Raw genomic sequence first — 26,111 nt, forward strand, 5'->3', positions numbered from 1 at the left:
CGACCATGCTTGACCCGACCCTGAGCGACTGGCTCGACCAACACGCCGAGGCCCTCGACCGCGGCGACGCCGATCCTGCCGCGCTGCTGCCTCGCCTGGCCGCCGCCGGCGTGCTCGGCGTGGCGGTGGAGGAGCGCCTCGGCGGCAGCGGCGGCGCGCTCGCCGACGCGGTGGAGCGGGTCGCTGCGCTGGCGGCGCGTTCGCTGACCGCGGCGTTCGTCTTCTGGGGCCAGCGCGCCTTCATCGAGTATCTGTTGCAGAGTCCCAACCAGGTCCTGCGCGAACGCCTGCTCGGCGACCTGCTGGCCGGCCGCCTGGCCGGCGCCACCGGATTGTCCAACGCGATGAAGTTCCTCTCCGGGATCGAGGCGCTGCAGGTGGTCGCGCAGCCGGAGGAAGCCGGCTGGCGCCTGGATGGCCGCCTGCCTTGGGTGACCAACCTGCGCCGCGGCGACTTCGTGGTGGCGGCGGCGATCGAGCACGGCGCCGGCGGTTCGCCCTTCGTCCTGGCGATTCCCGAGGGCCTGGCCGGCCTGCGGCGCTCCGACGACCTGCGCCTGCTCGGCCTGCAATGCAGCAACACCGCCGCCCTCGACCTGCGCGCGGTGGCGGTCGGCCGCGACTGGCTGCTGCACGACGACGCCCGCCAGTTCCTGCCACGGGTGCGCCCGGCCTTCCTCGGCCTGCAATGCGGCATGGCCATCGGCCTGGCGCGCCGCGCGCTGGACGAAGTGCGGCGGCACCTGGGCGGCAGCCGTTCGCTGTTGGATGACGAGCTGGCGGCACAGCGCGAAACCCTCGACGGGCACGTGGCGGCGCTGCACGCCGGACTGGCCAGCGGCGAGTTCGCCAACCAGCCGGCACGCCTGTTCCGCATCCGCATCGGGCTCGCCGAAGCCGCCGCCAATGCCGTGCAACTGGAGCTGCAGGCCAGCGGCGGCAAGGCCTACCTGAGCGAGCACGGCGCCGGCTTCGCCCGCCGCTGGCGCGAGTCGGCGTTCGTCCCGATCGTCACCCCGAGCCTGGTGCAGCTGCGCGCCGAACTGCAACGCCAGGCCGAGGCCAAGGCATGAGCGAGGCGCTCCTCGACGCTCGCGGGATCGCCCTCGGCTATCCGCGCGGTGCCGGCTGGCAGGCGGTGCTCGGCGATTTCGAACTGCGTCTGGGCGCCGCCGAGGTGGTTTCGATCCTCGGCCCCAGCGGGGCCGGCAAGTCCAGCCTGCTGCGCGTGCTGGTCGGCCTGCAGGAACCCGCCGCCGGCGTACTCCGAGCTGATTGCGATGGTGCTGCTGATCGGCCTGCTCGGCTACCTGCTCGACGCGGCGGCGCGGACTCTACCGGCGCTGGGCGCACGCGGCGGAGCAGGGCGGATAGTGGCGAGGGCGATGGGGTTGTCCCTCTCCCGGGCGGAGAGGGACAGGCGCCTCAGAAGATGTAGTCGGTGGTGAGGAAGTTCGACGCGCGGTTGCGGATGATCTCGCTGACCAGGGTCTTGTTCGCCTCGGTGTCGCGGGTCGCCACCAGGGTGCGGATGGAGAACACCCGCAGCGCGTCATGGACCGACAGGGTGCCTTCCGCCGAATTCTTCCGGCCGTTGAACGGGTAGCTGTCCGGGCCGCGCTGGCACTGGGCGTTGAGGTTGATCCGGCCGACCTGGTTGGCGAAGGCATCGACCAGCCGGCCGATCTGCGCCGGGTCGTTGCCGAACAGGCTCAGCTGCTGGCCGTAGTCGGACCGCAGGACGTAGTCGATCACCTCGTCCAGCTCGCGATAGGGCACCACCGGCACCAGCGGGCCGAACTGCTCCTCGTGGTAGAGGCGCATGTCCGGGCTCACCGGACTCAGCAGGGCGGGGTAGAAGAAGCTCTGCCGATGCTCGCCGCCGCCCGCGTTGACCACCCGCGCGCCCTTGGCCAGGGCGTCGTTCAGCAGGCCCTGGAGGTAGTCGACCTTGCCCGGCTCCGGCAGCGGCGTCAGCGCCACTCCGGGTTCCCAGGGCATGCCCGGCTTGAGGCTGGCCAGGCGCGCGCTGAACTTGTCGAGGAACGGTTGCAGCACGCTTTCGTGGACGAACAGGATCTTCAGCGCGGTGCAGCGCTGGCCGTTGAAGGACAGCGCGCCGGTGACCGCCTCGTTCACCGCGTTGTCCAGGTCGACCTGCGGCAGGACGATACCCGGGTTCTTCGCGTCCAGGCCGAGGGCGGCGCGCAGGCGATGCGGGCGGGGGTGCAGCTTCTTCAGGTCGCTGGCGCCGGAATGGGTGCCGATGAAGGCGAACACGTCGACCTTGCCGCTGGCCATCAGCGCCGACACGGTTTCCCTGCCGCGCCCGTAGATGACGTTGATCACTCCTGGCGGGAAGCTGTCACGGAAGGCTTCCAGCAACGGGCGGATCAGCAGCACGCCGAACTTGGCCGGCTTGAACACCACGGTATTGCCCATGATCAGCGCCGGGATCAGGGTGGTGAAGGTTTCGTTCAGCGGGTAGTTGTACGGCCCCATGCACAGCGCCACGCCCAGCGGCACCCGGCGGATCTGGCCGAGGGTGCCCTGTTCCAGTTCGAAACGGCTGGAGCGGCGGTCGAGTTCCTTCAGCGCCTCGATGGTGTCGACGATGTAGTCGCAGGTGCGGTCGAACTCCTTCTCGGAGTCCTTGAGGTTCTTGCCGATTTCCCACATCAGCAGCTTGACCACCGCCTCGCGCTGCTCGCGCATCCGCGCCAGGAAGCGTTCGACGTGCTGGATGCGTTCGGCTACCCGCAGGTTCGGCCACAGGCCCTGGCCGTGGTCGTAGGCCCGCACCGCGGCGTCGAGGGCGGCGAGCGCGGCGTCGGCGTCGAGCAGCGGGGTGCTGCCGAGGATCACCTGGCGCTCGCCGCCGGCCTCGGCGAGGAATACCGGGCTGCGTACCGGCGCCAGCGGGCCGTCCCAATGCCGCAACTGTCCGTCGACCAGGTAGTCGCGCTGCTCGATGGGGGCGTCGGGGCGGTACTGCTCGGGGATGGCGTCGAGGCTGGGAAACAGCGAATCGAGGTGGAGCGGGGCGGTCATGGCGGGTCCTCGAATGACGTGGATGAAAGGCGTGGGACCGTTGTAGCGCGGTCCGGGGCGAAGGTAAATCGTTTCAGCAGAAAAACCGTCGCGCCCTTGCCGGAGGTCAGCCTCTGCTCCCGCTTCGCGGTGAGGCGGGAGTGGCGGCACGGCGCCGGCTGGCTTCAGGCGTCGGCGGTACGCTCTTGGCGGGGCTGCGCCGGCGGCGGCTCAAGCAATTCCTGCTGCTCGGCATAGCGCTGGCGGATGTCGAAGTCGCGCGGCCAGCGCGACGCTTCGTCGTCGGGACGTTGTCTGGGTTCGGTCATGGCGGGGCTCCGGGTCGGGCTGGCGCTCAGAGCACCAGCGACAGCAGCAGGATGAAGACCAGGCCGACCACCGAGAGGATGGTCTCCATCGCGGTCCAGGTCTTGAAGGTCTCGCTGACGCTCATGTTGAAGTACTGCTTGACCAGCCAGAATCCGGCGTCGTTGACATGGGAAAGGATCAGCGAGCCGGCGCCGGTAGCGAGCACCAGCAGCTCGCGGTTGACCCCGGGGATCAGGTCGATAACCGGCACCACGATGCCGGCCCCGGTGATGGTGGCGACGGTGGCCGAGCCGGTGGCGATGCGGATCACCGCGGCCACCAGCCAGGCCAGCAGGATCGGTGAGATCTGCGCGTTCACCGCGAGATGGCCGATGACATCGCCGACCCCGCTGGCCACCAGCATCTGCTTGAAGCCGCCGCCGGCGCCGATGATCATCACGATGGCGGCGGTCGGCGCCAGGCTCTGGTCGAGCAGCCTGAGGATCTTCTTCGAGTCGAAGCCGCGGGCGTAGCCGAAGGTATAGAGCGCCACCAGCAGGGCCAGGAGGAGGGCGCTGATCGGGTGGCCGATCATGTCCATCCAGGCGCGGAACGCGTGGCCATCGGCGAAGGCGACGTCGGCGAAGGTCTTCAGCAGCATCAGGAACACCGGCAGCAGCACGGTCGCCAGGGTCACGCCGAAGCTGGGCAGGTCCTGGGTCTCCGGCTCGTGGGCGATCTGCTCGACCAGTTCCGCCGATGGCGTGCCGGGGATATAGCGCGAGACCAGCGAACCGAACAGCGGGCCGGCGATGGCGGCGGTGGGCAGGGCGACGATCAGACCGTAGAGGATGGTCTTGCCGATGTCGGCGCCGAACACGCCGATCGCCAGCAGCGGGCCGGGGTGTGGCGGCACCAGACCGTGCACCGCGGAGAGGCCGGCGAGCAACGGGATGCCGATCTTGATCAGGGACACGCCGCTGCGCCGGGCGACGATGAACACCAGCGGGATCAGCAGGATGAAGCCGATCTCGAAGAACAGCGGGATGCCTACCAGGAACGCGGCGAGCATCATCGACCAGTGCACCCGCTCCTTGCCGAAGGCGCGGATCAGGGTGCGGGCGATCTGGTCGGCGCCGCCGGAATCGGCCATCAGCTTGCCGAGCATGGTGCCCAGGGCGAGGATCACGCCGACGAAGCCGAGCACGCCGCCGAAGCCGTCCTGGAAGGATTTGACGATCTTCTCCACCGGCATCCCCGAGGTCAGGCCGAGGAAGCCGGCGGCGATGATCAGGGCGATGAAGGGATGCACCTTGAAGCGGGTGATCAGCACGATCAGGCCGATGATGGTCACCAGGGCGTCGAGGAGCAGGTAGGCATCGTGTGACATGCCGAACATGGAGGGCTCTCCTTTTGTCGTTGTTCTACCGGAGTTGCTGTTTTGAAGCGCTTTGGGATAGCGCTATCTTTGTCGGACAAGCGAAAGACTTCAGGCGGCGGCGTGCTCCAGCCACCAGGCATGGGCGGCCTGCGCCAGGCGTTCCACCGGCAGGGTGGCGTCCAGGCGCAGGGTCAGGGGTTCGTCGAACGGTGGCTCGAGGGCGGCGAACTGGCTGTCGATCAGGGTCGCCGGCATGAAGTGGCCGGGGCGCTGGGCGACGCGCTCGGCGGCGACTTCCGGGGTCAGTTCCAGGTAGACGATGCCCAGTCCGGGCACCGCGCGGCGCAACCGGTCGCGGTAGGCGCGCTTGAGGGCGGAGCAGGTCAGTACCGGCAGCCTGCCGGCGGCCACCGCCTGGCGCAGCTGCTCGGCGAGGGTGTCCAGCCAGCCGGCGCGGTCGTCGTCGGTCAGGGGAATGCCGGCGCTCATCTTGCGGATGTTGGCGGCGGGATGGAAGCTGTCGCCTTCGATGCCGTGGGCGCCGCTGCGCTGGCAGAGGGCCTGGCTGACGCTGGACTTGCCGCAACCGGCGACACCCATGATGACCAGGGCTTGGAGGGGTGGATGCATGGAACACCTCAAGCGTGAGACAGCGCTGTCTTTGCGACCTGAAAAAATCGCGCGAGCCTGGCTCCGCCTTCTTGTCGTTGTGGTCTGTCGAATCCCGCGCGGGCTGTGGCGGAAGACCGCCTCAGGCGATTGCCCAGGTCGCGAGACAGCGCTACCTTAGTGCCTGGAATTTTGTTTGGCAAGCAGGCCACGATGAGCATCACCAAGAACGACAAGAACACGCGAACCACCGGACGTCCCACCCTCAACGAAGTCGCGCGTCGCGCCGGGGTCAGCCCGATCACCGCGTCGCGCGCGCTGCGCGGCGTCGCCAGCGTCGCCGAGGAACTGGCGCAGAAGGTCCGCGACGCCGCCCGCGAACTCGGCTACGTGGCCAACCCCGCGGCGCGCGCGCTGGCCTCGGCGCAAAGCCACAGCGTGGCGGTGCTGGTGCCGTCGCTGGCCAACCTGCTGTTCATCGAGACCCTCGAGGCGATCCACGCGGTACTGCGGCCGCAGGGCCTGGAGGTGCTGATCGGCAACTTCCATTACTCGCGCAACGAGGAAGAGGACCTGATCCGCAACTACCTGGCCTACCAGCCGCGCGGCCTGCTGCTGACCGGCTTCGACCGCACCGAGAGCGCCCGGCGGATGATCGAGGCCAGCGGCATTCCCTGCGTGTACATGATGGACCTGGACTCCGGCGCCGGGCTCAATTGCGTCGGCTTCTCCCAGTTGCGCGCCGGCGAGGCCGCCGCCGAGCACCTGCTGGCACGCGGCCGCAGGCGCCTGGCCTACATCGGCGCCCAGCTCGACCAGCGCACCCTGCTGCGCGGCGAGGGTTTCCGCCGCGCCCTGCAAAAGGCCGGCTGCTACGACCCGGGGCTGGAAATCCTTACGCCGCGGCCGTCCTCGGTGGCCCTCGGCGGCGAGCTCTTCGTGCAGTTGCTGGCCAGCCAGCCGCAGGTCGACGGGGTGTTCTTCTGCAACGACGACCTGGCCCAGGGTGCGCTGCTGGAGGCCCTGCGCCGTGGGGTGAAGGTGCCGGAGCAGATCGCCGTGCTCGGTTTCAACGACCTGCCCGGTTCGGACTGCATGGTCCCGCGCCTGAGCAGCATCCGCACCCCGCGCGAAGCCATCGGCCGGCGCGCGGCGGAGCAGTTGCTGGCGCTGATCGCCGGCAAGGAGGTGCGCGATAGCGCGCTGGACATGGGGTTCGAGTTGATGGCGCGGGAGAGCACCTGAACCCGCGGCCTGAGGGTGCGTCCGTTCATGGCGGATAACCGCGAGCGGTTATTCGCCCTACGGGGGCTGGTGTCGAAGGTTGGGCAGCGCCGAAGGCACATGCCTTGCGCAACGGCTCGCCGTTACTTCGGTGTTTCAAGCCACCGCGTAGTAGTGCTTGACGAAGCCGCCGTCGGCAACCTCCCAGAGCACCGCGGTGCCTTTGCTGACGAACCAGCTGTCGCCGGCCTTGTAGAGCGTGCTCTGGCCGGTGGACTCGTCGGTGAGGCGGACCTCGCCGCTGACCACCGTGGCCTGTTCGCTGAACGGGTAGGTCATGCGGAACCTGCCGGCGGTAGTGCCGAAGTAGGCGGCGCTGACCGGGTCGGAGGGGGCTCCGGCGGTCATCTTGCCGAAGGCTTTCACCTCGCCTTCGAGGATCTCCGAACCGAGGTCGGCGACGCTGCCCCAGGCATCCAGTTCGTCGAGGGTGATGCCGTGACGGATGGCGATAATGGCCATGGGAATGCTCCTTGTAGAAGTGATAGGTAGGTTTCAGCGCCGGCCGTTCCAGTAGCCGGAGAGCTGGTGCCAGGTCTTGCCCGCGCTGAGCAGCAGCGGGCGGAAGTGGTCCTTGCCGCGGATCGGGATGCGCCGCACCGAACTGAGCAGGTCGTAGCGCGCCGAGCCTTCGCTCATGCCTTCGGCAAGTACCTTGCAGACGATGTGGCTGGGGGTGACGCCGAACCCGGAGTAGCCCTGGACGAAGAACGCGTTGGGCCGCCCCGAGAGGCTGCCGATCTGCGGGAACAGGTTGGCGCTGCAGGCCATCGGTCCGCCCCAGGCGAGGTCGATGCGGACGTTCTCCAGGTAGGGGAAGATCTTCAGCATCAGCTTGCGATTCCAGGCCTTGAGGTCGCCGGGAATGCGTTCGACGAAGGGCGTGGCGGCGCCGAACAGCAGGCGGTTCTCGTTGGTCACCCGGTAATAGTCGATGACCGGGCGGATGTCGCTGTAGGCGCCGCGGATCGGGCTGATCCGCTGGATCAGCTCGTCCGGCAGCGGCTCGGTCATCATCTGGAACGCGTAGGTATTGATGGTGGTGCGGTGCAGCTCGGGTTCGAGCCGGTTGAGGAAGCTGTCGCAGGCCCAGAGCAGCTTGTTCGCGCTGACCGAGCCCTTGCCCGTGCGCACGCGGATGCGCTCGCCGTATCGCACCTCCAGCGCCGGGCTGTATTCGAAGATCCGCGCGCCGAGGCCGGCCAGCGCCTTGGCTTCGCCGAGCAGCAGGTTGAGCGAGTGCACGTGGCCGCCGCCCATGTGCAGCAGGGCGCTGCCATAGGCGTCCGAGCCGATGATCTGGCGCACCTCGGCCCCGTGCAGGTAACGGATCTCATGGGCCGAGCCGAGCGACCGGAATTCCTTTTCCCAGGCCTGCAGGGTCTTCGCCTGGCGGGCGTTGAAACCCATGTAGCCGTAGCCGTGCTGGAAGTCGGCGTCGATGGCGTATTTCTCGATGCGGTTCTTGATGATGTCGGCGCCGAGGTCGCTGATCTCGAAGATCGCCCGCAGGCCGTCCTCGCCGACGTCCTTGCGGATCTTCTCCAGGTCGTGGCCGATGCCAGCCATGATCTGCCCGCCGTTGCGCCCGGTGCCGCCGAAGCCGAGGTGGCGGGCCTCCAGTACGACGATGTCGGTGATGCCGTGCTCGGCCAGTTCCAGCGCGGTGTTGATGCCGGAGAAGCCGCCGCCTATGACGACCACGTCGGCGTCCAGATCGGTTTCCAGGGAAGGGAAGGACAGCTCGTATTTCTTGGTCGCGGTGTAGTAGGTCGGCGTCTCGATGTTGATCATGGATGCGGCCCGGCAAGGTATGGATGATCTTATTAGACGATCGGCCGCCGCCGCGGTCTTGATCCTGTCTGCCGCCGGCTTGACCGGCCCTGCCAGGCGCGCCTCAGCCCAGTGTGGCGATCATCCGTGGCGCGACGAAGTCGATGAAGGCGCGCAGCTTGGGCGAGACCTGGCGGCCGGACGGCCAGAGCAGGAAGAACCGCGCGCGGCGCTCGCAGAAAGCGTCGAGGACGCTGACCAGGCGTCCTTCGCGCAGCGCCTCGCGGATCGAGAAGTCCGGCAGGCAGGCGATGCCCTGGTCGCGCAGGGCGAAGCAGACGCGGGTCTCGATGTTGTTGCAGACCATCGACACCGGGATCTGCGGCGGGGCTTCGCCGTCCGCGCGGCGCAGCGGCCATTCCTCGAGCCGGCCGGTACTGGAGAAACGGTAGTGCAGGCAGGTGTGCCGCAGCAGATCTTCCGGGCATCGCGGCGTACCGTGGCGGGCGAAGTAGCCCGGCGAGCCGACCAGCTTCAGCTGGAACTCGCCCAGTTCGCGCATGGACAGCCGCGAATCCACCGGCTGGCCGGTGCGCAGTACCACGTCGAAGCCTTCATCGACGACATCCACCACGCGATCGCTGAAGTCGAGGTCGAGCTCGATGTCCGGATAGCTCTGCATGAAGTCGGCGAGCGCCGGCAGGACCAGCCCGCTGACCAGCGGCAGGCTGACCCGCAGGCGCCCACGCGGGGTCTCGCGGCTTTGCGACAGCTCCAGCTCGGTGGCTTCGATCTCGGCCAGGATGCGCCGGCTGCGCTCGAGGAACAGGCTGCCTTCGGCGGTCAGGGTGATGCTGCGGGTGCTGCGGTGGAACAGGCGCACGCCGAGTTTCTCTTCCAGGCGGGCGACCCGCTTGCCTACCGCCGAGGCGCTGACCCCAAGGGTCCGGGCGGCGCCTACGATGCTGCGGGTCTCGGCGACGCGGACGAAGACGGTGAAACCGCTGAGGCTGTCCATGCAAGGCTCCGATTACGGACATGAAAGTCCGGATAGAGCGGAACTCTATCCGTCTTTTTCCGCTTTTGCAGCGCTTTTAGCCTGTCCGCATCTTTCATCCGCGGAGAGTCCCGCATGTGCGGTTTCGAACAAGGGCCAGGGCGCAGCCTGGCGGAAAATGTCGATCAGGCGATTGAGGCGGCAGTCGCCGACCAGCGCCTGGTGGGGGCGGTGGTGCTGGTGGCGCACCGGGGGCAGTGGCCCTATCGGCGGGCCGCCGGCCTGGCCGACCGCGAGGCCGGCCGGATGATGGGCGAGGACAGCGTCGGCATCCGCTGCGAGCCGCGTCGGACCTTCGAACCGTCTGCCTATGCGTCCGGCGGAGCGGGGATGATCGACAGCGCCGGCGACGTGCTGCGCCTTCTGGAAATCCTCCGCCAGGGCGGCGCGCCGTTGCTGACGCCTGGCCTGGTGGAGGAGATGGGACGCGACCAGGTGCCCGGCATGGAACTGCCGGCCAATCCCGGTTTCGGCTTCGGCCTGGGCTTCTCCGTGCTGCGCGACCCGGCCATCGCGCAATCGCCGGAGTCTCCCGGCACCTGGTGCTGGGGCGGCGCCTATGGGCATTCCTGGTTCGTCGACCGGACCCGCGAACTGTCGGTGGTGGCGCTCACCAACACCCTGTTCGAGGGCATGTCGGGACGCTTCGTCAACGACCTGCGCGACGCCGTCTACCGTTCCGCGGAGGTGCGCTGATGGGACGTCGCGAAGCGTTTCCGGAGACTACCGGGGCCAATGCGTCGGCCGTGGCGCCGCGGCTGCCGCTGAGCGCGCTGCTGGCGATGGCGATGTCCGGCTTCGTCGCCATTCTCAGCGAAACCCTGCCGGCCGGCCTGCTGCCGCAAATAGGCGCGGGGCTGGCGGTCAGCGAGGCGCTGGCCGGGCAACTGGTCAGTGTCTACGCCCTGGGTTCGCTACTGGCCGCGCTGCCGGCGGCGAGCCTGACCCAGGGCTGGCGGCGGCGCCGGGTGCTGCTGCTGGCGCTGCTGATCTTCTTCGTCTGCAACAGCTTCACCGCCGTCTCCACGGATTATCGCCTGACCCTGCTGGCGCGCTTCGGCAGCGGCGTCGCCGCCGGCCTCGCCTGGGGCCTGCTGGCCGGCTACGCGCGGCGCCTGGTGCCGCCGGAACAGCAGGGGCGGGCGCTGGCGGTGGCCATGCTCGGTGCGCCCCTGGCGTTGTCGCTCGGCGTTCCGCTGGGCACCTGGCTGGGCGGCCTGCTCGGCTGGCGCTGGGCCTTCGGCCTGTTGTCGCTGACCGCGCTGCTGCTGGTCGGCTGGGTGCTGCGCAGCGTGCCGGACTTCCCTGGCCAACCGGCCGGGCGGCGCCTGCGCCTGCTCGGGGTGCTGCGCACGCCGGGCGTGCGCCCGGTACTGCTGGTGATCGTCGCCTGGGTGCTGGCCCACAACATCCTCTACACCTATATCGCGCCGTTCCTCGCCAAGGTCGGCCTGGGCGCCTCGGTGGACCTGGCGCTGCTGGTATTCGGCAGCGCCGCGGTGGCGGGAATCTGGCTGGTCGGCGCACTGGTCGACCGGCACCTGCGGCGGATGGTCCTGGCCAGCCTGGCGCTGTTCGCCGTGGCGGCGCTGGCGCTGTGCCTGGGCGCTCGCTGGAGCTGGCTGGCGTTCGCCGGCCTGGCCATCTGGGGGCTGACGTTCGGTGGCGCGGCGACGCTGCTGCAGACCGCCTCGGCGGACGCCGCCGGGGAGGGCGCCGATCTGGCCCAGTCGATGATAGTAGTGGCCTGGAACCTGGCCATCGCCGGTGGCGGAGCGTTGGGCGGCATGCTGCTGCAGCGCTGGGGCAGCGAGATCCTGCCCTGGACCCTGCTACCGCTGATCGGCCTGGCCGCCGCGCTGGCCTGGGGCAATGCCGAGCACGCTTTCCGCGTTGGCCCGCGCAGAGGTGACGAGTAGGGAGTGTTACGGCAACTTTCTCGGCAACTGTTGCGCTGGCGCGGCGGCGAAGCGGAGTAACGTCTTGCCCGCACCCACTTCAAAGGATGGAACGAATGTCGCTCTCCGTGGATCTGCTGCTGGCGTTCTCCCTGTTCGCCTTCGTCACCTCCGTCACGCCCGGTCCGAACAACACCATGCTGCTGGCCTCGGGGGTCAACTTCGGTTTCGTCCGTTCCATCCCGCATATCCTCGGGATCAGCTGCGGCTTCTTCATCATGGTGATGGCGGTGGGCTTCGGCCTGGGCACGGTGTTCGAGGCCTACCCGGTGCTGTACACCATCCTGCGCTACGTCGGCGCGGCCTACCTGCTGTACCTGGCCTGGAAGATCGCCACTTCCGGCCCGGCCGGCAACGACCCGGAGGGGCGCGGCAAGCCGCTGAGCTACTGGGGCGCGGCAGCGTTCCAGTGGGTCAACCCGAAGGCCTGGGTGATGGCGGTCGGCGCCATCAGCACCTACACCCCTCTGCAGGGCTATTTCACCAACGTGGTGGTGATCTCGACGATCTTCGCCGTGATCAATGCGCCGACCATCGGTATCTGGGCCGGTTTCGGCAGCATGCTGCGCAACGTGTTGCGCGACCCGCGCTGGCTGCGGCTGTTCAACATAGCGATGGCGCTGCTGCTGGTGGCCTCGTTGTATCCGATCCTGGCCGAGCATCATTCGACCTGACCTGGCACCACCCTATCAAGCGTATTAGCTCGCCACCGCCGCCATGGCGTGAAGGGTTCTTCGCTCGCTTCCCAGCCTCGGAAGAGACGTGCGATGCATGAGCGGCATGGCTTAGCGTTACGCAGCCGGCCGTCCGTCGAACTGCGGGTGTTCGCCGCCCGCGAGGTCGCCGCCGAGCTGGCCGGCATGCAGTTCGGCGGCATCACCGCGTTCGGCTTGTCCGAAGGCATGCCGCTGCTGGTCGATGCGGCGGCCCTCGAACGACCGCTGGCGGAGATGGGCGCCGGGATCCGCGGGACCAAGCTGCTGCTGTCCCCGGAACTGCTGAAAGGCCCTCCCGGAGTCGTGGTCGCCGAGCTCAGCGAAGCCGGTTGAGCCCGGCGCGGCTCTGCCAATTGTGGTAGGTGAAGCCTTGCGTCGTCTCTGCAACCATGCCCCCGCCCTGATCGCGACAAACGCCGAATGCCCCGTGGTAGACGCTCGTGCCTGTTTTCCCAGGCGCTCGCGGCGGCCACGGGGCGCTTCGTCGAGCAGCCCCTCCGGATGCGTTTCCTACCTTCATCCGAGGAGCGTTACATGACCAGGATCGACTTTTCCCAGCTGGACCAGGCCCGCGAAGACGCCGCGGCGGCCATGCCGAGCATCGCCGGCAAGAAGATACTCATGGGCTTCTGGCACAACTGGCCGGCGGGCGCCGCCGACGGCTACCAGCAGGGCTCGTTCGCCAACATCGCGCTGGAAGACGTGCCGAGCGAGTACAACGTGGTCGCCGTAGCCTTCATGAAAGGGCGCGGCATCCCCACCTTCCAACCGTACAACCTGTCCGACGCGGAGTTCCGCCGCCAGGTCGGCGTGCTCAACGCCCAGGGCCGCGCGGTGCTGATCTCGCTGGGTGGCGCCGACGCGCACATCGAGTTGCATGCCGGCCAGGAGCAGGCGCTGGCCGCGGAGATCGTCCGCCTGGTGGAAACCTACGGCTTCGACGGCCTGGACATCGACCTCGAGCAGAGCGCCATCGACCTGGCCGACAACCAGCGGGTGCTGCCGGCGGCCCTCAAACTGGTGCGCGAGCACTATGCGGGGCAGGGCAAGCACTTCATCGTCAGCATGGCCCCGGAGTTCCCCTATCTGCACACGAACGGCAAGTACGTGCCCTACCTGCAGGCCCTGGAAGGCGTCTACGACTTCATCGCGCCGCAGTACTACAACCAGGGCGGCGACGGCCTGTGGGTCCAGGAAGCGAACGGTGGCAAGGGCGCCTGGATCGCGCAGAACAACGACGCGCTGAAGGAGGATTTCCTCTATTACCTCACCGAGAGCCTGGCCACCGGCAGCCGCGACTTCGTGCGGATCCCGGCGCAGCGCCTGGCCATCGGCCTGCCGAGCAACGTCGACGCGGCGGCCACCGGCTACGTGGTCGACCCCGTCGCGGTGAGCAACGCGTTTCGCCGTCTGGAGGCCGCCGGTCACGCGATCAAGGGCCTGATGACCTGGTCGGTGAACTGGGACGACGGCCTGAACAAGCGCGGCCAGCGCTACAACTGGGAGTTCCGCAATCGCTATGCCGGCCTGATCCACGGCGAGCAGGGCGGCGATGAACGCCCTCGCGCGCCACAGGGCCTGCGCCTGCTGGAGCGCGGCGAGACCAGCCTGGTACTGGCCTGGAACGCCTCCAGCGGGCAGCGCCCGATCGATTACTACAGCCTCTATCGCGATGGCGCCATGGTCGGCCAGAGCGCCGCGCTGGGTTCCACCGACAGTGGCCTGACGGCGGACACCCGCTACAGCTACTTCGTCACCGCCACCGACACCCAGGGCAACCAGTCGCTGCCCAGCGAAGGCCTGGAGGCCAGCACCAGCGGCGGCGAGGTCGACCCGCAGTTCCCGCAATGGCAACTGAACCACGCCTACCGGGTGGACGACGGAGTGACCTACGAAGGGCTGCGCTATGTCTGCCTGCAGGCGCACACCTCGAATGCCGGCTGGACCCCACCGGCGGCCTTCACCCTCTGGCGGCCGCTGCGCTGAGCCGGTGGGCCGGTCCATTCGCCGGAAGCCGAGTCTGATACCGGCAGGGCTGGCTCGTCCCGGGCCTTCCTCCAAGGGAGGCCCGGCTCTTTGGGGGCGTTCCGAGAGGAGCGCGGTGGCAGGGGAGGATTACTCCTTTCTGGATACAACGTGAACCATGCTCATGGATTTCCGTTTGTTTCCGGCTTCGCGTGCTTTCACGGCATTTCTCCGCGCGTCCGGCTTCCAGGGTGGGAATGCCGAGGCTGGGCTTCGTTATCGTTTTCGTAACACTGTTTTCCAACCTGAAACGTTTCAGCTTTGCCTGCAAAGTCCTTATCATTCGCAAATCAACCATTGTTCTGCTTGGCTCAGATCATGAGCCCTCTTCATGAGTCCTTGCTCCTTGCAAGGCTATCGAGGGAGTAGAGCGGTCGCTGCGCGCGGCCAGTCGACCATTCGCAACGAGGAAGCGCTCGCGTGAAATCCCATCTTCTCCGCCCGGCCCTGCACCCCGTGGCCGGCGGCCTGCTGTCCGCCTCCCTGCTGTGCAACGCGGCGCACGCCGCCGAGGCCTTCGACCCGAATTCGAAATGGATGCTCGGCGACTGGGGCGGCAAGCGCACCGAGCTGCTGGAGAAGGGCTACGACTTCAAGCTGGAGTACGTCGGCGAGGCGGCGGCCAATCTCGATGGCGGCTATGACGACGACAAGACCGGGCGCTACACCGACCAGTTCGCCCTGGGCGTGCACATGGACCTGGAGAAGATCTTCGGCTGGAAGGCCACCGAGTTCCAGTTCATGGTCACCGAGCGCAACGGCAAGAACCTCTCCAACGACCGCATCGGCGACCCGCGCGCCGGCCACATCAGCTCGGTGCAGGAGGTCTGGGGCCGCGGGCAGACCTGGCGGCTGACCCAGCTGTGGCTCAAGCAGCAGTACTTCGACGGCGCGCTGGATGTGAAATTCGGCCGTTTCGGCGAGGGCGAGGACTTCAACAGCTTCCCCTGCGATTTCCAGAACCTGGCCTTCTGCGGCTCGCAGGTGGGCAACTGGGCGGGGAGCATCTGGTACAACTGGCCGGTCAGCCAGTGGGCGCTGCGGGTGAAGTACAACTTCGCGCCGGACTGGTACGTGCAGGTCGGCGCCTACGAGCAGAACCCGTCGAACCTGGAGACCGGCAATGGCTTCAAGATGAGCGGCAGCGGGACCAAGGGCGCGCTGCTGCCGGTGGAGCTGATCTGGCAGCCGAAGGTCGGCGCCGAGCAACTGCCGGGCGAGTACTGGCTGGGCTACTACTACAGCACGGCGAAGGCCGACGACGTGTACGACGACGTCGACGGCCAGCCGCAGGGGCTGACCGGCAACGACTTCAAGTCGCGCGGCAGCAAGCATGGCTGGTGGGTGGTGGCGCAGCAGCAGGTCACGTCGCACAACGGCGATACGTCGCGCGGGTTGAACCTGTTCGCCAACCTGACCGTCCACGACAAGGCGACCAACGTGGTGGACAACTACCAGCAGCTCGGGGTGGTCTACAAGGGCCCGTTCGATGCGCGGCCGAAGGACGACATCGGCCTGGGCATCGCGCGCATCCACGTCAACGACGATGTGAAGAAGCGCCAGCGCCTGGTGAACCAGGTGAACGGCATCGACGACTACGACAACCCGCTGTACCAGCCGCTGCAGGACACCGAGTACAACGCCGAGCTGTACTACGGGGTGCATGTGACCGACTGGCTGACAGTGCGGCCGAACCTGCAGTACATCAAGCGCCCGGGCGGGGTCGACGAGGTCGACAACGCGCTGGTGGCGGGGATCAAGATCCAGACGGTGTTCTAGGCTGTTGCTTCGGACAACCGCGATTCGGTCATGGCCAGCGGCCATTTTTTCAGCGCCGCCCAACGCGGCGCGGCGGGCTGAACAGCCCTGCGTGCAGAACGTAATAGGAGAGCAAGCAATGCCTGTCATCAACCCCGAACGGAGTACCGGACGATGAGCGAAGGTAACCGGAGTCGATCGCGCCTGCTGCCGAGCCTGCTCGGCCTGTTGATCCTGCTGTCCGGCCTGGCGCTGCTGGCCGGCGGCATCAAGCTGGCGAGCCTGGGTGGCTCGCTGTACTACCTGCTGGCCGGCATCGGCCTGGCCCTGAGCGGACTGTTGCTGCTGCTGGGCAAGCGCGCGGCGCTGGGCCTGTATGCCCTGGTGCTGTTCGCCAGCACCGTCTGGGCGCTATGGGAAGTCGGCCTGGACTGGTGGCAGCTGGTGCCGCGCCTGGCCCTGTGGTTCGTCTTCGGCCTGCTGCTCTGGCTGCCCTGGTTCCGCCGTCCGCTGCTGGCCGACGGTCCGGCGCCGCTGGGCACCGCGGCGCTGGGCGTGGCGGTGGTCCTGGCCGGTGCCACCGCGGTGGGCAGCCAGTTCACCAATCCCGGACAGATCGTCGGCCGCATCGACCGCGACAGCGGCATGACCAGCACCGCCCCGGCGATGCCGGACGGCGACTGGCAGGCCTACGGCCGTACCGAGTTCGGCGACCGTTACTCGCCGTTGAAGCAGATCACCCCGGCCAACGTCGGCCAGCTCGAGGAAGCCTGGCGCATCCGTACCGGAGACCTGCCGACCGCCGACGATCCGCTCGAACTGACCAACGAGAACACCCCGCTGAAGGTCAACGGCATGCTCTATGCCTGCACCGCGCACAGCAAGGTGCTGGCCCTCGACCCGGACACCGGCGCGGAAATCTGGCGCTTCGATCCGCAGATCCAGAGCCCGGTAGGCTTCAAGGGCTTCGCCCACATGACCTGCCGTGGCGTCTCCTACTACGACGAAGAGCAGTACGCCAGGAGCGACGTCGGCGCGCCGCCGGCCGCGCTTTCCGAGGCCGGCAAGGCGGTCGCCGCCAGTTGCCCGCGGCGGCTGTTCCTGCCCACCGCCGACGCCCGCCTGATCGCGATCAACGCCGACAACGGCAAGGTCTGCGAGGACTTCGGGGTCAAGGGCGCGGTCGACCTGAAGGCCGGCATCGGTCCGTTCACCCCGGGCGGCTACTACTCCACCTCGCCGGCGGCGGTCACCCGCAACCTGCTGATCATCGGCGGTCACGTCACCGACAACGAGTCGACCAACGAGCCGTCCGGGGTGATCCGCGCCTTCGACGTGCACGACGGCAAACTGGTGTGGAACTGGGACAGCGGCAACCCGGACCAGACCGAGCCCCTGGCCCCCGGCAAGTTCTATACCCGCAACTCGCCGAACATGTGGTCGCTGGCCAGCGTCGACGAGAAGCTCGGCCAGGTCTACCTGCCGCTGGGCAACCAGATGCCCGACCAGTGGGGCGGCAACCGCACCCCCGGCGCGGAGAAGTTCAGCGCCGGCCTGGTGGCTCTCGACCTGAACACCGGCAAGCTGCGCTGGAACTATCAGTTCACCCACCACGACCTGTGGGACATGGACGTCGGCAGCCAGCCGACCCTGCTCGATCTGAAGACCGCCGATGGCATCAAGCCGGCGCTGATCGCGCCGACCAAACAGGGCAGCCTGTACGTGCTGGATCGCCGCGACGGTACGCCGATCGTGCCGATCCGCGAGGTGCCGGCGCCGCAGGGGGCGGTGGAGGGCGACCATACCGCGCCGACCCAGGCGCGTTCCGACCTCAACCTGCTGCGCCCGCCGCTGACCGAGCGCGACATGTGGGGCAGCAGCCCGTTCGACCAGATGCTCTGCCGCATCCAGTTCCGCTCGCTGCGCTACGAGGGCCAGTACACCCCGCCGTCGGAGCAGGGCAGCCTGATCTATCCGGGCAACGTCGGGGTGTTCAACTGGGGCGGGGTATCGGTCGACCCGGTGCGCCAGATCCTCTTCACCAGCCCCAACTACATGGCTTTCGTCTCGCAGATGGTGCCGCGCGACAAGGTGCCCACCGGCAGCAAGCGCGAGGGTGAGACCAGCGGCGTGCAGCCGAACACCGGCGCGCCCTACGCGGTGATCATGCATCCGTTCATGTCGCCTCTCGGCCTGCCGTGCCAGGCGCCGTCCTGGGGCGACGTGGCCGGTATCGACCTGACCACCGCCAAGGTCGTCTGGCAGCACAAGAACGGCACCAGCCGCGACAACACCCCGGTACCGATCGGCCTCTCCGTCGGCGTGCCGAGCATGGGCGGCTCGATCACCACCGCCGGCGGCGTGGCTTTCCTCAGCGGCACGCTCGACCAGTACCTGCGCGCCTACGACGTGAAGGACGGCAGGCAGCTCTGGCAGGCGCGCCTGCCGGCCGGCGGCCAGGCCACGCCGATGAGCTACACCGGCAAGGACGGTCGCCAGTACGTGCTGATCGTCGCTGGCGGCCACGGCTCCTTCGGTACCCGCATGGGCGACTACATCATCGCCTACGCCCTGCCCAGGCAATGACCCGCCCAGCGGGAGCCCGATGCGGCTCCCGGCCTTCCGGGCTGCGGCCCGGAAGGGGCTTTGCCAAGGGCGGTTACGCGCCCGCCCTTGGCAAAGCCCCTTCGATACCTGTGATTCGCGGAACCCTGCATGCCGTCCCGACCCCGCCTTACCACCGTTTCCCACCTGTTGCCCGGTTCCCTGGCCCTCTGTGGCCTGGCCTTCGCCTGCGCCGCCCAGGGCGAGGAGCGACGCAGCCTCGAACCCATGGTGGTGACCGGCAGCTACAACCCCAGCGACACCTTCGACCTGCCGTTCTCGGTGGATAGCGTCGAGCGCCGGCAGATCGCCGACGGCCAACTCGGCATCAACCTCTCCGAAGTCCTGCCGCGGGTACCCGGCCTGGTGGTGCAGAACCGCCAGAACTACGCCCAGGACCTGCAGATATCCTCGCGCGGCTACGGCGCCCGCTCGGCCTTCGGCATCCGCGGCCTGAAGCTGCTCGCCGATGGCATCCCGGCGAGCACCCCGGATGGCCAGGGCCAGGCCGCCACCCTCAACCTCGACGTCGCCGAGCGCATCGAGGTACTGCGCGGGCCGGCCTCGACGATCTACGGCAGCAACGCCGGCGGGGTGATCCAGATGTTCTCCCGCGACGGCCAGGGCGCCCCGCGGGTCGGCGCGGAAACCACCGTCGGCAGCGATGGCCTGAGCCGCAACCACCTGTACACGGAAGGCGAGGGCGACGGCGTCGGTTTCCTGGTGGATGCCTCGCGGATGGACACCGACGGCTACCGCGACCACAGCGCCGCGCGGCGCGACCAGACCTTCGCCAAGCTCAACTTCAGGCCCGACGCCGACAGTCGCCTGGCGCTGATCTACAGCAGCCTGGAGCAGAACGGCACCGAGGACCCGCTGGGGCAGACCTGGGACGCCTACAGGCACGACCCGCGCTCCGTCACCGCCAACGCCGAGCTCTACGATACGCGCAAGAGCATCGACCACCAGCAGGCCGGGATGAACTACGAGCGCTACTTCGGCGAGGCGACCTTGCAGGTCAACGCCTACGTGGGCAAGCGCAGTGTCGTGCAGTATCAGGCGATACCCAAGCAGATAGGATGCGAGAGTAATCCGCGTTGCCAGAGGAACGGCGCGGTGATCGACTTCGACCGCGACTTCCACGGTGGCACCGTGCGCTGGCTGCAACCGGTACGCCAGGCGCCGGGCGAGCTGAACCTGACCCTCGGCCTCGACTACGACCAGAGCCGCGACGACCGCCGCGGCTACCAGAACTTCAACGGCGACCAGCTCGGCGTGAAGGGCGGGTTGCGCCGCGACGAGGTGGACACCGCCACCAGCCTCGATCCCTACCTGCAGGCGAGCTGGGCCATCGACGCCTGGACTCTGCAGGCCGGGGTGCGCCACAGCACCATGAAGATGGAGGTCGACGACCACTACCTGAGCAACGGCGACGCCAGTGGCTCGCGGCGCTACCGGAAGAACACCCCGTCGTTCTCGCTGATGTACGCCTTCACCCCCGACCTGCACGGCTACCTCAGCGCCGGCAAGGGCTTCGAGACCCCGACCCAGGCGGAGATGGCCTATGCGCCGGTGGCGGCGAACGCGCCGGACGTCTTCAACTTCGGCCTCAAGCCGGCCACCAGCAGCCAGTACGAAGCCGGGCTGAAGGCGCGCCTGTGGGGCAATACGCGGGTCAACGCGGCGATCTTCCAGATCCGCACCGAGGACGAGATCGTCGTCGCCAGCTCCCTCGGCGGTCGCACCAGCTACCAGAACGCCGGCAAGACCCTGCGCCGCGGCTTCGAACTGGGCCTGGAGAGCGAACTGAGCGAGCACTGGAACGCCAACCTGGCCTATACCCGGCTATCCGCCACCTACGATTCGGCTTTCGAGGCCGGCGGCAAGACCATCGGCAAGGGCAAGCACCTGCCGGGCGTGCCGGAAAGCAGCCTGTTCGGCGAACTGGTATGGAAGCCCGCGGAGGGCATCAGCATGGGCTGGGAAGGCATGTACCGCAGCCAGGTCTACGTCGAGGACAGCAACAGCGAAAAGGCCGCGCCGAGCTATGCGGTATTCAACTGGCGCACCCGCTTCGAACAGCGCCTGGGGGCCTGGACTTTCCACCAACTGGTGCGCCTGGACAACCTGTTCGACCGCCAGTACGTCGGCTCGGTCATCGTCGGCGACGGCAACCGGCGTTACTACGAAGCGGCCCCAGGGCTGTCCTGGTACGCGGGAACCGGAGTCGAATACCAGTTCTGAAGTGCCGGACGCGCTTGTTCGCGCTACCCGGCCAGCCCTTGTCAGCGTCGTCAATTCCGACTACTGTATGGATGAACAGTAATCGGAAATCGCCTGCCTGCGCGACAAGGAGCACCGATCATGAGCCACAACCTTGCCGAACTGCCGCTGTCCCGACGCCGCGCCCTGGAGCGCGAGAAACAGGCCTGCCTGCGCCTCCACCTGTCCCGCAATCGTGCCAGCGAACGCCTGGAGCGCGCTGTGCGCGACGAAGTCGAGCGCCTGCTGGGTGCCCGCGAACGCCAGGGGGTCGGCTGGCCGGAGTGGGTCAGCGCGGAACTCTGCGTGGCCGACGACCCGCTCTTCGTGCGCAAGGTGGTGACCCGCCTCCGGGCCTGTGTGGAGTGGCAGCGCCGGCGCGCGGCCTGAGCCGCGCTTCAGGGCAGGGTGGGGGCCGTCGGCGGCGCGCGATGGTACTGCATGGCACGCTGGTGGTGGCCGGCGAGAATGTAGTGGTAGATCAATTGCGCGAGCGGCTCCAGGGGCATCTTCTCGCCGTTCACCTCGGCTCCGCACAGCGCCAGCTTCACTCGCTTGCCACCGGCTACCGCGCGCGCTTCCGGCCTGGCCAGGCCCCTTGGATCGAAGCGCGGATGGCTGGAGAAGCGTGGCGCGGTGCAGTCGAAGGTGGTCGCGAAGGTCAGCTCCAGCCAGCGCCCGCGCTCGATCTCCAGCGACTGGAAGGTGTACATCGGCACCTGCGGCGCGTTGGCGAAGGCGATGCTCTCCGGCGTCAGGATCAGCGCGACCTGGCCGTGGCGCCGGAACAGGAACAGCCCCACGAGGCTGGCATACAGGCCCCCGGCCAGTAGCAGCGCGGCCGGCAGCCAGAACAGCCATTGGCCGCTGGCGAGATGCCAGGCGTGGGGCAGCGAAGCGAGCCAGAGACCGGTGGCGCCAGCGGCCAGGCCAGCGAGCAGGGCGACGCAGGCGGTGCCCCGCGAGACCTCGCGGATCACGCAGCGGGCTTGCAGCGGGGGTAGTTCGTCGAGGGTTTCGTCAGTTTCTTGCATGGGGATTCTCACAGGTCTTGCCGAGCAGGTCGGCGCTGAGCGCTCTGCTCAACGCCAGGGGGGCGCCGAACCAGACGCTCAGCGCCTGGCTCGGCGGTCGTGTCGCAACGGCCCGGCCAGCGGTCCCGGCCCAGGTGCGTTCGAAGCTCTCTCCCAGCGCCTTGCAGCGCATGCCCAGCGGAGGGTGGGTATCCTGCGGATGGACTTGGAGTCCCTCCGCGCCGGGGTCCGGTGCTTCCAGGCCGGACTGGCCCAGGTAGACGTGGATGGCGTCCACCAGGTTGTCCGGCGCGCGCGCCGGAGCGAGCAGGCAATGTTCGAGGAACGCCCGTATCGGCGCGCCGGCCGCCGCGCTGCGCAGCAGGGCCGAGGCCATCGCCGGCGCACCGGCCAGTTGCGCGGCGTGGCGGTCGGCGGCGAATTCGCGCAGGCGGCTCCAGTGGTTCACGGCGAGGCCGAAACGTTCGAGGAAGTACCCGGCCAACAGTCGCGCCGGTTCCAGCGCCGCACGTTCGAAGACGTTGGCTTGCTGCTCCTCGATGGCGGCCAGTTGGCTCGCGGCGCCCTGGTAGATCGGCAGGAAGCGCAGGCTGTAATGGGCGTCGCGGCCGGCGAAGTGGGCCAGTTCGTGAGCGATCACTGCACTCAGTTCGGCGCGATCCAGCAGGCCCAGCAACGGTAGCGAGAGGTATAGGCTGCGTCCTTCCAGATGCTCGCCGGAAGGTTGCAGGCAGACGCGGTTGGCGGTCACGTAGAAGCCGTCGCAGAGGCCCACCAGCAGGTGCTGCGGGGCTGGCGTATCGAGGCGCGCCGCTAGCTCGCGCAGTAGCGTCCAGAGTTCCGGTGCATCCTCTTCGCCCAGCCGGCGGCCGATGACATCCAGGGCCGGCGCCGGGCGCAGTCGCAAGCGGCCGATCTTCGCCAGCATCTGCAACGCCGACGCCAGCAGGCCGAGAAGGATCAGCGCCACGCTCAGTTGGGTGCGTCCTTCGCTGACCGGAACCTGGCCGACCCGCCACAGCCCGAGGATCTCGAACGTTCCGGCACAGGCCAGGGCCAGGGCGAGCAGGCCGATCTGGGCCAGCAGCAGGCAGGGCAGCAGGCGTCGGCCCAGCCCGAACCACAGGAGCAGGCAGCGCCGCGAGCGCAGTGCGCTGCGTGCGGCGCCGGCGATGCCGGCCAGGGAGACGGCTCCCAGTACGGCGACCAGCGCCGCCAGGCAGGCTCCGCTATCGGCGAGGACGGCGGCGAAGCGATTCAGGCGCTGTGCGCTTCGTGTGTCGACGAGTTGCTCGTCGAGCCGCGCCAGAGCCAGGTCGCGCACATAGGCCCGGCCGTCCACCCGGACGCTGGCCCTCGGCGGCAGCGCCCGCGCTTCGGCGAGCGCGCGCTCGACCTGCTGCTGCGCGGCGCCCAGTCGCTCGGCCTGCTGCTCGGCGCGCCAGGACTGCCAGGCGCCGAGCCCCGCCAGCAGCGCTGGTACCAGCACCAGGCAAAGCAGCAGCCTTCGCGGATGGACCGTGCCCTTCACTCAGCCCTGGCTGCGCAGTTGTTGCAGGTAGCGCTGGGCGTGGGCGGCCTGGATGTAGGCGTCGAGGATCGCCGCCATGTCGTCGCAGTCCAGCTTCTTGCCGTCGCTCTGCAGGCCGGCCGACATGATGGTGATGCGCGGGTCCTTGCCTTTGAAGGCCATGGCCTGGGAGGCGAACACCTGGCGTACGGCGCGATGGGTCGGCAGGGGCGTTTCGGGGCGCAGGTGGAGGGTCTGGGTGGTTTGCAGCATGTCGGCCTTGACGCTGAAATCGATGACGTCGGCCAGCTCGACCGGAGCCGACAGGCTGTCGGCCCAGAGCTGGGTACGGGTCAGGCGCATGAAGGGGGTCTTGCCGGAGTTGCGATGCTGGTAGCCGAGGAACAGCCCGAACAGGCCGAGCAGCAAGCCGACGACGCCGACCCCCGGCTTGCCCTGGGAGAACCACATGCCGGTCATGATGAAGGGCACGATGCTCAGCAGCGGACCCAGCACCACGTACTTGCGGGTATTGGTGAATTCGGTGGCCGGCGGCACGCTGGCGATTACCTTTTCCAGGTGGGCGATGACCTCGGCGGTCTTCGCCTGGTTCAGTTCTTCATGCTCGGCGCCGAGGGTTTCGGCGAGGTTGGAGACGAGGTCCCGGGGTTCCTGGTTGCTCATGGAGATATCCTTGGCGTTGGGGAGAAAGAAGGAGTGCTGGGCGGCGTTCCGCCCAGTTGGCGGAGCCGGGCCTGGGCGCGGGCGATGTCCAGGTAGAGGTCGATGACCTCCGCGGCTTCCAGAAGCGAGAGGTTGCGACCATTGAGCCGCCAGCCGGGGGACAGCAGGCGAACCTGGGGGCCGCCCCGGCATTCGCTGACGGCCCGCGCGGCGAACGGATCGAGCGGGCGCGTGGATGGCGCCGGCGGCGCCTTGCCGTGCAGTTCGAGGGTTATCGTGGAGAACCAGACGCCGTCCTCCAGGCGCAGGTCGGCGACCTCCAGCAGGTCCAGCGGCGCCGACAGGCCGCGTGCGCGCAAGCATCCATCGCCGAGCACGAGGAACGGCGCGTTCCTGGCGTTGCGCTGCAGGTGGGCCAGGCCCAGGAGGAGCGCGGCCGATGCCAGCAGGCACAGCGCCAGCGCTTCGCGCCCGGGGTGGTCGCGCAGCGTCCAGGCGCCGCCGAGCAGCAGCAGGCCGAGCAAGGCGGACAGCGGCGCCGCGCCACGGGCGGCGCCGATGCCTATCCGGTTGGGAACGCTGCCGACGAAGCGCCGCAACCGCGTGGCTTCGTCGTCCCTTGTCCCGGTGGGGCAGGGAGATCGCGCGCCAGGCGGGTTCATCGGCTTCCCCCGTGACCGGCGGCGAGCAGGCGGTTGAGCCACTGCGTGTCGTCAGCGCTGACGACGCGGCTCGCCTGCCGCAGCAGGTCGTCATCGAGCGCCAGGGACAGGTCCGCTATCCGCTGGCAGGTTGGCGGATGGCTGTCGAACGGGTGCTCCAGGCGGCGAGCGCTGTCGTGTTCGTCCAGCTCCAGGGAGTTCCCGCGCAGATGGTCGGTCAGCGCATGCACCAGGTTGCGCGTCTGCGGGCTGGCCAGCAGGCGTTCGATCAGTCCTGCCAGGGCGCAGGTGCGCAGCAGCGCGATGGCGAAGGTCCGTGCGCCGGCCACCCGCGCCCCGACCTTGTCGGCCGCCAGTTCCTGGCGACGGTTCCAGTGCAGGTAGGCGCGCTCGAAGCGTTCGAGGAAGTACAGCGCGGCCCACAGGCCCGGCTTGCCGAGCAGGCCGACATGCCCATCCTCGGGCGCGGCGATGCGTTCGATGCGCAGGCGCACCTGCCGCTGCAGCAGCGACAGGGAGGCGCCGTGGGCGGTGTCGCCGGCGGCGAAGTGGCCCAGTTCGTGGCCGATGATCGCGGCGCTTTCGGCCTCGCTCATGACCGAGGCGTAGGTCAGCGGGATATACAGGGTACGCCCCGCCAGGGGAATGCCGCGGGGTGCCAGCAGGACCCTGGCCTGGGTGACGAAGTAGCAGTGCTCGATGCCGGTGACGACGTGGTCCGGCAGCGGCGCTCCGGCGCGCTCGGCGATCTGTCCCAGCCATTGCCAGAGCCCCGGCGCGGCGACCCGGTCGAGTTCGCGGCCGAGCAGGTGCAGCTCCGGCTCCTCCAGCGGCAGCAGTTCGCCGCGCAGGCGCCGCAGCATCAGCAGGCCGCCGAGGAACAGCAGCCACAGCGGCAGCGAGAAGAGCAGGGCGGTGAAACCGTGGCTGTGCCAGTGGCTGTAGCTCCACAGCGCTTCGTAGAGCAACTGGCTGGCCAGGGCGGCGACCAGCAGGCCGGCGTGCAACGGGACCAGTCGACCGAGGCGTCGCCAGGCCGGCGCGAGGTGGCCGAGCAGGTAGGCTTGCGAGCGCATCGAGCGGCGCCCGTCGTATTCCAGTTTCGCCAGTAACGCGGCCGCGACCAGCGCCGAGGCCAGCGCGCAGAGCTTGCCGAGAGCGGCCAGCCAGCCGCGCAGGGCCAGCCATGGATGGTCGCGGCGGATGGCCTCGGCGTCTTCGGCGAACTGGTGAAGATGACCTTCGACGCCATAGGCCGGGCGGAACAGGTGACGGGGAATGGCGCCGGCGGCTTCCGGGTCGTTGCGCGCTGAGGCGCTCCAGTCGCGCATGAACTGTTCGTCGCGCAGGCTGGAGTCGACGCGGAAGGCCTGCACGGCGGACCAGGCGTAGAGCGCCAGGGGAATCAGGAAGAGGAATGCGAGCAGCCTGACCCGCAGCGTATCGTGGCTCATC

Annotated in this window: 22 protein-coding genes and 2 pseudogenes; 12 read left to right on the forward strand and 12 right to left on the reverse strand. The window is 68.5% G+C overall.

Annotated elements, in window-relative coordinates:
* Window positions 1-5: 5 nt before the first annotated feature.
* Together B7D75_RS13405 and B7D75_RS13410 are read left to right on the forward strand one after the other, a co-directional pair.
* Complete coding sequence (locus B7D75_RS13405; protein WP_034082909.1) at window positions 6-1,073, forward strand: acyl-CoA dehydrogenase family protein; 1,068 nt, start codon at window positions 6-8, stop codon at window positions 1,071-1,073.
* Window positions 1,070-1,270: pseudogene (locus tag B7D75_RS13410) on the forward strand (ATP-binding cassette domain-containing protein); the annotation flags it as partial. The gene B7D75_RS13405 and the pseudogene B7D75_RS13410, both read left to right, overlap by 4 nt.
* A gap of 155 nt (window positions 1,271-1,425) precedes the next feature.
* On the opposite strand, the gene B7D75_RS13420 reads toward B7D75_RS13410, so the two are convergent.
* The 4 genes from B7D75_RS13420 to B7D75_RS13435 form a co-directional block, all read right to left on the reverse strand.
* Window positions 1,426-3,051, reverse strand: coding sequence for an NADP-dependent glyceraldehyde-3-phosphate dehydrogenase (locus B7D75_RS13420; RefSeq protein ID WP_053813905.1), 1,626 nt, complete (start codon window positions 3,049-3,051; stop codon window positions 1,426-1,428).
* A gap of 164 nt (window positions 3,052-3,215) precedes the next feature.
* On the reverse strand, window positions 3,216-3,359 hold the full coding sequence (locus B7D75_RS29575) for a hypothetical protein (RefSeq protein WP_162840001.1): 144 nt from the start codon (window positions 3,357-3,359) through the stop codon (window positions 3,216-3,218).
* A 26-nt stretch (window positions 3,360-3,385) separates the two neighbouring features.
* On the reverse strand, window positions 3,386-4,738 hold the full coding sequence (locus tag B7D75_RS13430) for a GntP family permease (protein ID WP_003156838.1): 1,353 nt from the start codon (window positions 4,736-4,738) through the stop codon (window positions 3,386-3,388).
* A 90-nt stretch (window positions 4,739-4,828) separates the two neighbouring features.
* The gene (locus B7D75_RS13435) at window positions 4,829-5,350 is read right to left on the reverse strand and encodes a gluconokinase, GntK/IdnK-type (protein ID WP_107114111.1); all 522 of its coding nucleotides are present in this window, start codon (window positions 5,348-5,350) and stop codon (window positions 4,829-4,831) included.
* A gap of 192 nt (window positions 5,351-5,542) precedes the next feature.
* Here B7D75_RS13435 and gntR point away from each other — a divergent pair, with 192 nt between their 5' ends.
* Window positions 5,543-6,574 (forward strand): HTH-type transcriptional regulator GntR, encoded by a 1,032-nt coding sequence (gntR, locus tag B7D75_RS13440; RefSeq protein ID WP_034082904.1) that lies wholly within the window; start codon window positions 5,543-5,545, stop codon window positions 6,572-6,574.
* Between the two features lie 135 nt (window positions 6,575-6,709).
* Here the strand turns inward: gntR and B7D75_RS13445 are convergent, their stop codons facing one another.
* The 3 genes from B7D75_RS13445 to B7D75_RS13455 all read right to left on the reverse strand — a co-directional run bounded on the left by B7D75_RS13445 (window position 6,710) and on the right by B7D75_RS13455 (window position 9,404).
* Complete coding sequence (locus B7D75_RS13445) at window positions 6,710-7,075, reverse strand: cupin domain-containing protein (RefSeq protein ID WP_043103636.1); 366 nt, start codon at window positions 7,073-7,075, stop codon at window positions 6,710-6,712.
* A gap of 33 nt (window positions 7,076-7,108) precedes the next feature.
* Window positions 7,109-8,407, reverse strand: a complete 1,299-nt coding sequence (locus B7D75_RS13450; protein WP_012075724.1) for an NAD(P)/FAD-dependent oxidoreductase — start codon at window positions 8,405-8,407, stop codon at window positions 7,109-7,111.
* 103 nt (window positions 8,408-8,510) lie between these two features.
* A complete protein-coding gene (locus B7D75_RS13455; RefSeq protein ID WP_107114112.1) occupies window positions 8,511-9,404 on the reverse strand; it encodes a LysR family transcriptional regulator in 894 nt (297 codons plus the stop codon).
* Window positions 9,405-9,518: 114 nt separating this feature from the next.
* Here B7D75_RS13455 and B7D75_RS13460 point away from each other — a divergent pair, with 114 nt between their 5' ends.
* The 9 genes and pseudogenes from B7D75_RS13460 to B7D75_RS13505 all read left to right on the forward strand — a co-directional run bounded on the left by B7D75_RS13460 (window position 9,519) and on the right by B7D75_RS13505 (window position 21,156).
* Window positions 9,519-10,139 carry a serine hydrolase gene (locus tag B7D75_RS13460; protein WP_107114113.1) on the forward strand — a complete coding sequence of 207 codons (621 nt, stop codon included), beginning with the start codon at window positions 9,519-9,521 and terminating at the stop codon, window positions 10,137-10,139.
* Window positions 10,139-11,362, forward strand: coding sequence for an MFS transporter (locus B7D75_RS13465; RefSeq protein WP_107114114.1), 1,224 nt, complete (start codon window positions 10,139-10,141; stop codon window positions 11,360-11,362). The genes B7D75_RS13460 and B7D75_RS13465 overlap by 1 nt, the downstream gene beginning before the upstream one ends.
* Before the next feature lie 95 nt (window positions 11,363-11,457).
* Entirely contained in the window at window positions 11,458-12,075 is a 618-nt protein-coding gene (locus tag B7D75_RS13470) for a LysE family translocator (RefSeq protein ID WP_003157563.1), read from the forward strand.
* Window positions 12,076-12,222: 147 nt separating this feature from the next.
* A pseudogene (locus B7D75_RS13475) lies at window positions 12,223-12,450 on the forward strand (YbaK/EbsC family protein); the annotation flags it as partial.
* A gap of 201 nt (window positions 12,451-12,651) precedes the next feature.
* Window positions 12,652-14,103 carry a carbohydrate-binding protein gene (locus B7D75_RS13480; protein ID WP_003157560.1) on the forward strand — a complete coding sequence of 484 codons (1,452 nt, stop codon included), beginning with the start codon at window positions 12,652-12,654 and terminating at the stop codon, window positions 14,101-14,103.
* Window positions 14,104-14,562: 459 nt separating this feature from the next.
* On the forward strand, window positions 14,563-15,921 hold the full coding sequence (oprB, locus tag B7D75_RS13485) for a carbohydrate porin OprB (RefSeq protein WP_107114115.1): 1,359 nt from the start codon (window positions 14,563-14,565) through the stop codon (window positions 15,919-15,921).
* A 153-nt stretch (window positions 15,922-16,074) separates the two neighbouring features.
* A complete protein-coding gene (locus B7D75_RS13490; protein WP_034081548.1) occupies window positions 16,075-18,486 on the forward strand; it encodes a glucose/quinate/shikimate family membrane-bound PQQ-dependent dehydrogenase in 2,412 nt (803 codons plus the stop codon).
* A 129-nt stretch (window positions 18,487-18,615) separates the two neighbouring features.
* A complete protein-coding gene (locus tag B7D75_RS13500) occupies window positions 18,616-20,748 on the forward strand; it encodes a TonB-dependent receptor family protein (protein WP_107114116.1) in 2,133 nt (710 codons plus the stop codon).
* Window positions 20,749-20,868: 120 nt separating this feature from the next.
* Entirely contained in the window at window positions 20,869-21,156 is a 288-nt protein-coding gene (locus tag B7D75_RS13505; RefSeq protein ID WP_053813910.1) for a hypothetical protein, read from the forward strand.
* An 8-nt stretch (window positions 21,157-21,164) separates the two neighbouring features.
* Here the strand turns inward: B7D75_RS13505 and B7D75_RS13510 are convergent, their stop codons facing one another.
* Genes B7D75_RS13510 through B7D75_RS13530 form a run of 5 tightly spaced genes read right to left on the reverse strand, consistent with a single transcriptional unit; the run spans window position 21,165 to window position 26,110 of the window.
* Window positions 21,165-21,800: a hypothetical protein gene (locus B7D75_RS13510; RefSeq protein WP_034081551.1), complete on the reverse strand. Its 636-nt coding sequence runs from the start codon at window positions 21,798-21,800 to the stop codon at window positions 21,165-21,167.
* Window positions 21,787-23,331, reverse strand: a complete 1,545-nt coding sequence (locus tag B7D75_RS13515) for a M48 family metallopeptidase (protein WP_058129505.1) — start codon at window positions 23,329-23,331, stop codon at window positions 21,787-21,789. Before B7D75_RS13515 ends, B7D75_RS13510 begins: the two co-directional genes overlap by 14 nt.
* A complete protein-coding gene (locus B7D75_RS13520; protein WP_043100207.1) occupies window positions 23,332-23,994 on the reverse strand; it encodes a hypothetical protein in 663 nt (220 codons plus the stop codon).
* Window positions 23,991-24,656 carry a hypothetical protein gene (locus B7D75_RS13525; protein ID WP_034081553.1) on the reverse strand — a complete coding sequence of 222 codons (666 nt, stop codon included), beginning with the start codon at window positions 24,654-24,656 and terminating at the stop codon, window positions 23,991-23,993. The genes B7D75_RS13520 and B7D75_RS13525 overlap by 4 nt, the downstream gene beginning before the upstream one ends.
* The gene (locus B7D75_RS13530) at window positions 24,653-26,110 is read right to left on the reverse strand and encodes a M48 family metalloprotease (protein ID WP_043100209.1); all 1,458 of its coding nucleotides are present in this window, start codon (window positions 26,108-26,110) and stop codon (window positions 24,653-24,655) included. Before B7D75_RS13530 ends, B7D75_RS13525 begins: the two co-directional genes overlap by 4 nt.
* Window position 26,111: the final 1 nt, after the last annotated feature.

It is taken from the genome of Pseudomonas paraeruginosa (genome assembly GCF_003025345.2).
Taxonomy (GTDB): Bacteria; Pseudomonadota; Gammaproteobacteria; order Pseudomonadales; family Pseudomonadaceae; genus Pseudomonas; species Pseudomonas paraeruginosa.

What these genes read in the sequence shown, in the direction of transcription:
- B7D75_RS13405 (WP_034082909.1), top strand. Translation starts at nt 6, where the DNA reads ATGCTTGACCCGACCCTGAGCGACTGGCTCGACCAACACGCCGAGGCC.
- B7D75_RS13420 (WP_053813905.1), bottom strand. Translation starts at nt 3,051, where the DNA reads ATGACCGCCCCGCTCCACCTCGATTCGCTGTTTCCCAGCCTCGACGCC.
- B7D75_RS29575 (WP_162840001.1), bottom strand. Translation starts at nt 3,359, where the DNA reads ATGACCGAACCCAGACAACGTCCCGACGACGAAGCGTCGCGCTGGCCG.
- B7D75_RS13430 (WP_003156838.1), bottom strand. Translation starts at nt 4,738, where the DNA reads ATGTTCGGCATGTCACACGATGCCTACCTGCTCCTCGACGCCCTGGTG.
- B7D75_RS13435 (WP_107114111.1), bottom strand. Translation starts at nt 5,350, where the DNA reads ATGCATCCACCCCTCCAAGCCCTGGTCATCATGGGTGTCGCCGGTTGC.
- gntR (WP_034082904.1), top strand. Translation starts at nt 5,543, where the DNA reads ATGAGCATCACCAAGAACGACAAGAACACGCGAACCACCGGACGTCCC.
- B7D75_RS13445 (WP_043103636.1), bottom strand. Translation starts at nt 7,075, where the DNA reads ATGGCCATTATCGCCATCCGTCACGGCATCACCCTCGACGAACTGGAT.
- B7D75_RS13450 (WP_012075724.1), bottom strand. Translation starts at nt 8,407, where the DNA reads ATGATCAACATCGAGACGCCGACCTACTACACCGCGACCAAGAAATAC.
- B7D75_RS13455 (WP_107114112.1), bottom strand. Translation starts at nt 9,404, where the DNA reads ATGGACAGCCTCAGCGGTTTCACCGTCTTCGTCCGCGTCGCCGAGACC.
- B7D75_RS13460 (WP_107114113.1), top strand. Translation starts at nt 9,519, where the DNA reads ATGTGCGGTTTCGAACAAGGGCCAGGGCGCAGCCTGGCGGAAAATGTC.
- B7D75_RS13465 (WP_107114114.1), top strand. Translation starts at nt 10,139, where the DNA reads ATGGGACGTCGCGAAGCGTTTCCGGAGACTACCGGGGCCAATGCGTCG.
- B7D75_RS13470 (WP_003157563.1), top strand. Translation starts at nt 11,458, where the DNA reads ATGTCGCTCTCCGTGGATCTGCTGCTGGCGTTCTCCCTGTTCGCCTTC.
- B7D75_RS13480 (WP_003157560.1), top strand. Translation starts at nt 12,652, where the DNA reads ATGACCAGGATCGACTTTTCCCAGCTGGACCAGGCCCGCGAAGACGCC.
- B7D75_RS13490 (WP_034081548.1), top strand. Translation starts at nt 16,075, where the DNA reads ATGAGCGAAGGTAACCGGAGTCGATCGCGCCTGCTGCCGAGCCTGCTC.
- B7D75_RS13500 (WP_107114116.1), top strand. Translation starts at nt 18,616, where the DNA reads ATGCCGTCCCGACCCCGCCTTACCACCGTTTCCCACCTGTTGCCCGGT.
- B7D75_RS13505 (WP_053813910.1), top strand. Translation starts at nt 20,869, where the DNA reads ATGAGCCACAACCTTGCCGAACTGCCGCTGTCCCGACGCCGCGCCCTG.
- B7D75_RS13510 (WP_034081551.1), bottom strand. Translation starts at nt 21,800, where the DNA reads ATGCAAGAAACTGACGAAACCCTCGACGAACTACCCCCGCTGCAAGCC.
- B7D75_RS13520 (WP_043100207.1), bottom strand. Translation starts at nt 23,994, where the DNA reads ATGAGCAACCAGGAACCCCGGGACCTCGTCTCCAACCTCGCCGAAACC.
- B7D75_RS13525 (WP_034081553.1), bottom strand. Translation starts at nt 24,656, where the DNA reads ATGAACCCGCCTGGCGCGCGATCTCCCTGCCCCACCGGGACAAGGGAC.
- B7D75_RS13530 (WP_043100209.1), bottom strand. Translation starts at nt 26,110, where the DNA reads ATGAGCCACGATACGCTGCGGGTCAGGCTGCTCGCATTCCTCTTCCTG.